At 71.0% G+C, this 5,507-nt stretch carries 4 protein-coding genes and 2 pseudogenes; all 6 read left to right on the top strand.

The features are described 5' to 3' along the window. Nucleotides 1-484 precede the first annotated feature (484 nt). Nucleotides 485-715, top strand: a pseudogene (locus M2271_RS42170) (SH3 domain-containing protein); the annotation flags it as partial. A gap of 43 nt (nucleotides 716-758) precedes the next feature. Then, nucleotides 759-2,129 (top strand): FtsW/RodA/SpoVE family cell cycle protein, encoded by a 1,371-nt coding sequence (locus M2271_RS42165; protein ID WP_280892775.1) that lies wholly within the window; start codon nucleotides 759-761, stop codon nucleotides 2,127-2,129. Beyond that, nucleotides 2,126-3,583, top strand: a complete 1,458-nt coding sequence (locus M2271_RS42160; protein WP_280892774.1) for a penicillin-binding transpeptidase domain-containing protein — start codon at nucleotides 2,126-2,128, stop codon at nucleotides 3,581-3,583. The genes M2271_RS42165 and M2271_RS42160 overlap by 4 nt, the downstream gene beginning before the upstream one ends. An 18-nt stretch (nucleotides 3,584-3,601) precedes the next feature. After that, nucleotides 3,602-3,877, top strand: a pseudogene (locus tag M2271_RS42155) (diiron oxygenase); the annotation flags it as partial. Between the two features lie 75 nt (nucleotides 3,878-3,952). Next, nucleotides 3,953-4,606, top strand: coding sequence for a TetR/AcrR family transcriptional regulator (locus M2271_RS42150; protein ID WP_280892773.1), 654 nt, complete (start codon nucleotides 3,953-3,955; stop codon nucleotides 4,604-4,606). Between the two features lie 260 nt (nucleotides 4,607-4,866). Beyond that, complete coding sequence (locus M2271_RS42145; RefSeq protein ID WP_280892772.1) at nucleotides 4,867-5,232, top strand: hypothetical protein; 366 nt, start codon at nucleotides 4,867-4,869, stop codon at nucleotides 5,230-5,232. Nucleotides 5,233-5,507 lie beyond the last annotated feature (275 nt).

Below are 5,507 nucleotides of genomic sequence, written 5' to 3'. Positions count from 1 at the left end.
CAGCGGCAGCGGCAGCGGCAGCGGCAGCGGCAGCGGCAGCGGCAGCGGCAGCGGCAGCGGCAGCGGCAGCGGCAGCGGCAGCGGCAGCGGCAGCGACTGGAGCGGCAGCGCCGCAAGCGGCAGCAACACCGGCGTCACCGGCAGCAACACCGCCAACACCGGCACCAGCACCGCCGGCAACAGCACCGGCGGCTCCGACAACAACACCACCAGCCCTAGCACCAGCGCCAAACCCACCGGCAACACCAAGCCCACCGGCAACACCACCAGCACCAGCGCCAAGCCCAGCGGCAACACCACCGGTGGCACCGAAAACAACACCGCCAACACTGACCCCAGCACCAGCACCGCCGGCAGCAGCACCACCAGCCCCAGCGCCAGCGCCAAACCCACCGGCAACACCAAGCCCACCGGCAACACCACCAGCACCAGCACCAGCACCAAGCCCACCGGCAGCTGGAGCCACGAGCACAATGACCCGCACCTCTCCAAGGGCAGGGTCACGGCGAGCACGCTGCTCCTGCGCAGCGCTCCGAACCGTGGCTCGCAGGTCATCCGCTACGCGCACCGGGGTGACATCGTCTCGATCTTCTGCAGGACCGGCGGGGAGATCATCGACGGCAACCCCCTGTGGTACCTCCTCACGGACGGCACCTGGGCCTGGGGTTCGGCCCGGTACATCGACACCATCGGGAGCACGCCACGCGTGTGCTGACGAGGCAAGCAGACAATCTTCGTCATTTAGGTAAGTTCCGGACATGACCAAGGCCGGAACCACCGTGCGGACAGCGGACCCGCCCCTGCCCGCCGTAGCCCTCCCCCGGCGCCGTGGCATCGAACTGGCCCTCATCGTCCTCGCGGTACTGCTGTCCGTGTACGGCTACTGCGCGGTCGGCCTCGCCAGGAACGGCACCGTCCCGCCCGGCGCCGCGGGCTACGGCGCCGGGCTCGGCGTACTCGCCCTGCTCGCACACTGCGCGGTACGGCTGCGCGCCCCCTGCGCCGACCCCCTGCCGCTGCCGATCGCCGTACTGCTCAACGGACTCGGCCTGGTCCTGATCTACCGGCTCGACCTGGAGACACCGCACGACCGGGCGGCGCCCACCCAACTCGTGTGGTCCACCCTCGGCGTGGCCCTCTTCATCGTGGTCGTCCTCCTCCTGCGCGACCATCACGCTCTGACGCGCTACTCGTACCGCTGTGTCGCGGCCGCCCTGGTCCTGCTCACTCTGCCGATCCTCTTCCCGGCGGTGAACGGCGCCCGTATCTGGATCCGGATCGCCGGGTTCTCCATCCAGCCGGGCGAGTTCGCGAAAGTGCTGCTCGCGGTGTTCTTCGCCGCGTACCTGGCGGCCAACCGCGACGCACTGGCGTACGCCGGCCGGCAGGTCTGGCGGTTCCGGAGGATCCAGCTGCCCACCGGCCGCGTCCTCGGCCCGATCGTCGCCGTCTGGCTGGTGAGCGTGGGCGTGCTGGTCCTGGAGCGCGACCTCGGGACCTCGCTGCTGTTCTTCGGTCTTTTCGTCGTCCTGCTTTACGTCGCCACCGGCCGCACCGGCTGGATCGCCGTCGGCCTGCTGCTGACCTCGCTGGGCGCGGTCGCCGTCGGCTGGCTGGAACCGCATGTGCACAGCAGGGTCGCGGACTGGCTGCACCCGTTCGCCTCCATCGAGGCGGGCCAGGGCCCGAACCAGGTCGCCCAGTCCCTGTTCGCCTTCGCCACGGGCGGTGTCCTCGGCACCGGCCTCGGCCTCGGCCACTCCATCCTGATCGGCTTCGCCGCCAAGTCGGACTTCATTTTGGCCACGGCGGGCGAGGAGCTCGGCCTGTCGGGCCTGTCCGCGATCTTCCTGCTCTACGGCCTGCTGGTGGAGCGCGGCTACCGGGCGGGCCTGTCCCTGCGCGACCCCTTCGGCCGGCTGCTCGCCGTCGGGCTGGCCTCGATCGTGGCGCTCCAGGTGTTCGTGATCGCGGGCGGGGTGACCGGCCTGATCCCGCTGACCGGCATGGCGATGCCGTTCCTGGCCCAGGGCGGCTCGTCGGTCGTCACCAACTGGGCGATCGTGGCGCTGCTGATCCGGGTGAGCGACTCGGCGCGCGGCCGGCGCGACGGGCAGATGATCCCGTGACCCGCCACATCCGGCACGCCGCCGTCTTCTGCGCCCTGCTGCTGGTGGCGCTGCTGGTCAACGCCACCCGCCTCCAGGTCTTCGAGGCGCAGTCGTACGACGACAACGCGGCCAACCGCCGTGCCACCATCGCCCGTTACCGGCAGTCTCGCGGCGACATCCTGGTCGGCGGCAGAGCGGTCACCGGATCCCGGGACACCGAGGAGCAACTCCGCTACGAACGGACGTACACCGACGGCCCGTTGTACGCGCCCGTGACCGGGTTCGCCTCTCAGGAGTACGGGACGAGCTTCCTGGAGCACACGGAGGACGGCGTGCTGTCCGGCACGGATCCGATGCTGTCGCCGTTCCCGCTGTGGAACGACTTCACGCGCGCCCAGAACCCGGGCGGCGACATCGGGACGACCATCGACCGGACCGCGCAGAAAGTGGCGTACGACGGACTGAGCGGGCGCAAGGGCGCGGTGGCCGCGATCGAGCCGTCCAGCGGACGGATCCTGGCGCTGGTGTCGTCGCCGTCGTACGACCCGGCGGCGCTGTCCGGGAACGACGCGGGCGTGGTCCGGTCCTGGGCCCGGCTCAACGGTGCCGCGGACAAGCCGATGCTCAACCGGGCGGTGCGGCAGACGTATCCGCCAGGGTCGACCTTCAAGGTGGTCACCGCGGCGGCGGCGCTGGACGCGAGGGTGATCACGGACCTCGACGAGCCGACCGACTCCCCGGCCCCCTACCGGCTTCCCGGGACGACGACCACTCTGACGAACGAGTCGGACGGCTGTGCGAACCTCTCCCTGCGTGAGGCTTTCAGGTGGTCGTGCAACACGGTGTTCGCGAAGCTCGGCGTGGATGTGGGCGTGACGAACATGGGGGCCACCGCGCAGGCCTTCGGCTTCAACGACACGGCGCTCAGAATTCCGTTCTCGGTGGCCCGGAGCACCTTCGACACCTCGGTCGACCGTGCGCAGCTCGCGCTGTCGTCGATCGGGCAGTACAACACGCGGGCCACACCGTTGCAGATGGCGATGGTCTCGGCGGCCGTCGCCAACGGGGGGCTGGTACGGGAGCCGTATCTGGTGGAGCGGACGACCCGGGCGGGCGGTGCCACGGTGGCGATGCCCGGTTCGCGTCCCGTACGGCAGGCGATGCGGCCGGCGACGGCCGCCCGGCTCAAGGAGCTGATGACGCAGGTGGTGACGGAGGGCACCGGCACCAACGCGGCCATCCCCGGTGCCACCGTCGGCGGCAAGACCGGCACCGCCCAGCACGGCCTCCTCAACTCCGGGACGCCGTACGCCTGGTTCGTCTCCTGGGCGCAGGGCGACGACGACCTCGAACCGAAGGTCGCGGTGGCGGTGGTGGTGGAGGACGCTTCGGCGGTCCGGGGGGACATCACGGGCGGCGGGGTGGCGGCGCCGATCGCGCGGGCGGTGATGGAGGCGGTGCTCAGATCGTGAGACGAGAGGCAGGGAACGAGACGTTCCCTGCCGGCGCCCGCGTGGTCCCAGGAGTTCACCCGGGTCACCTCCGGCGAGTTCGCGCGCGTGTTCTCCGTGGCCTTCGTGAATCCCGAGGTCTACACGAACGTGGGACTGGACAAACGGGAGGCCCTCGCACAGGTCAAGGCGAGCGACCACCGCCGGGAGATCATGCGGACGGGAGCGAAGCGGCTCACCGACTTCCTGGACGACATCGGAGTGCTGCGGGGAGTCGGCCGACGGCTGTGGCGGTCGTCGGGGCTGCTGGCGTAGCAGTACGCCCAGAGGCGCCCGAAGGTCCTGTTCGCCCGCGTACCGGCGCCGGCCGCACCGGTTACGCTGCCGGTCATGACCCCTTCCGCCCCGACCCCCGCCTATCGTCGCCTGAGCGTCGAGGAGCGCCGCAGTCAGCTCCTCGACTCGGCGCTGTCCCTCTTCGCCCAGCGGACGCCCGAGGAGGTGTCGCTGGACGACGTGGCGGAGGCGGCCGGGGTGTCGCGGCCCCTGGTCTACCGATACTTCCCGGGCGGCAAGCAGCAGCTGTACGAGGCCGCCCTCAGGTCCGCCGGCGAGGAACTCCAGCAGTGCTTCGACGAGCCCCGCGAAGGCCCTCTCCTGGTCCGTCTCTCCCGTGCCCTGGACCGCTACCTCACCTTCGTCGACCAGCACGACGCCGGCTTCAGCGCCCTGCTCCAGGGTGGCAGCGTGGTCGAGACCTCCCGTACGACCGCCATCGTGGACGGCGTACGACGGGCCGCCGCCGAGCACATCCTCAGCCATCTGCGGGTCACCGACCCCGGACCCCGGCTGCGGATGACCGTCCGTATGTGGATCACCGCGGTCGAGGCCGCCTCGCTCATCTGGCTGGACGAGGACAAGCAGCCACCCGCCGACGAACTGCGGGACTGGCTCGTGGAGCAGTTCGAGGCAGTGCTCTCGGTGACCGCGCGCCGCGATCCGCAGACCTCGGCACTCGTCGACGCGCTACTGGCTGACGGCTGACGGCTGACGGCTGACGGCTGACGGCTGACGGCTGACGGCTGACGAGCACCGTACGGGCCGCAAACCGGACCGACGGCGGACGACCCGCACCGGCCACAGCCGGCCGCCACCGGCCACGGATGACGGACACCGGCCGCGGACGGACGGCCGACACCGGCAATGGATGACGGACACCGGCCGTACGGGACAGCAACCCGCCGCAGATGACGACAGCAGCCGCAGACGGCCGACACCGCCCGCACGGCCGGCACCCGCCGCGGATGACTGACACTGGTGCGGTGAAGAGCGAAGACACCCCTTTCGAGGGCGGGCCCATGGACGGTCGGGTGCTGCCCGTCCTGCTGGGCCCCACCGGGCACCCGCCCAAGACGTACCGCATCCCGGTCCCGGACGCCGCCGGCGGCCCGCCCACCGTGCTCGTCTACCGCCGGGTCCCCCGCGGCCACAACACGGAGGACGACCCGCGCGAGCGAAGCCGGGGGCGGGGTCGGCTGGGCCTCCCCCAGGGCTGGAAGTACACGTACGACCCCGCGGGCAAGCAGGACAGCGGGCTCAAGTGGCCCTGGTCCAAACCGGACATCAACCCGGACGCCGAACCCGCCTCCGACCCTGACGCCGAACTCTGACGCAGACCCTGCGGCCCACTTCGGCAGGACGCGGGGCAGGCGTCGCGGTCAGTGTCCGTGAACAGACCCCTGGCCTTCGCACCGCCCCGTGCCGCCAGTGACCGCACGGGGCGACACCTGTTGCTCATGGCGGTGTCGAGCAAGGGGAGCAGGCTGCTCCCGGAGCATCCCGCCTTTCCCTCAATGAGTGGTGTGCATCGTGAAGTCGCAGGTCACGGGTCTGGTCTGAATGGCGAGTTGGGTACTCGTGCCGGTCGGCGGCCGATGACCATGGC

The organism is Streptomyces sp. LBL (assembly GCF_029893585.1).
Taxonomy (GTDB): Bacteria; Actinomycetota; Actinomycetes; order Streptomycetales; family Streptomycetaceae; genus Streptomyces.
Note: the sequence above shows the minus strand (reverse complement) of the source record. Positions and strands in the feature narration are given on the sequence as shown.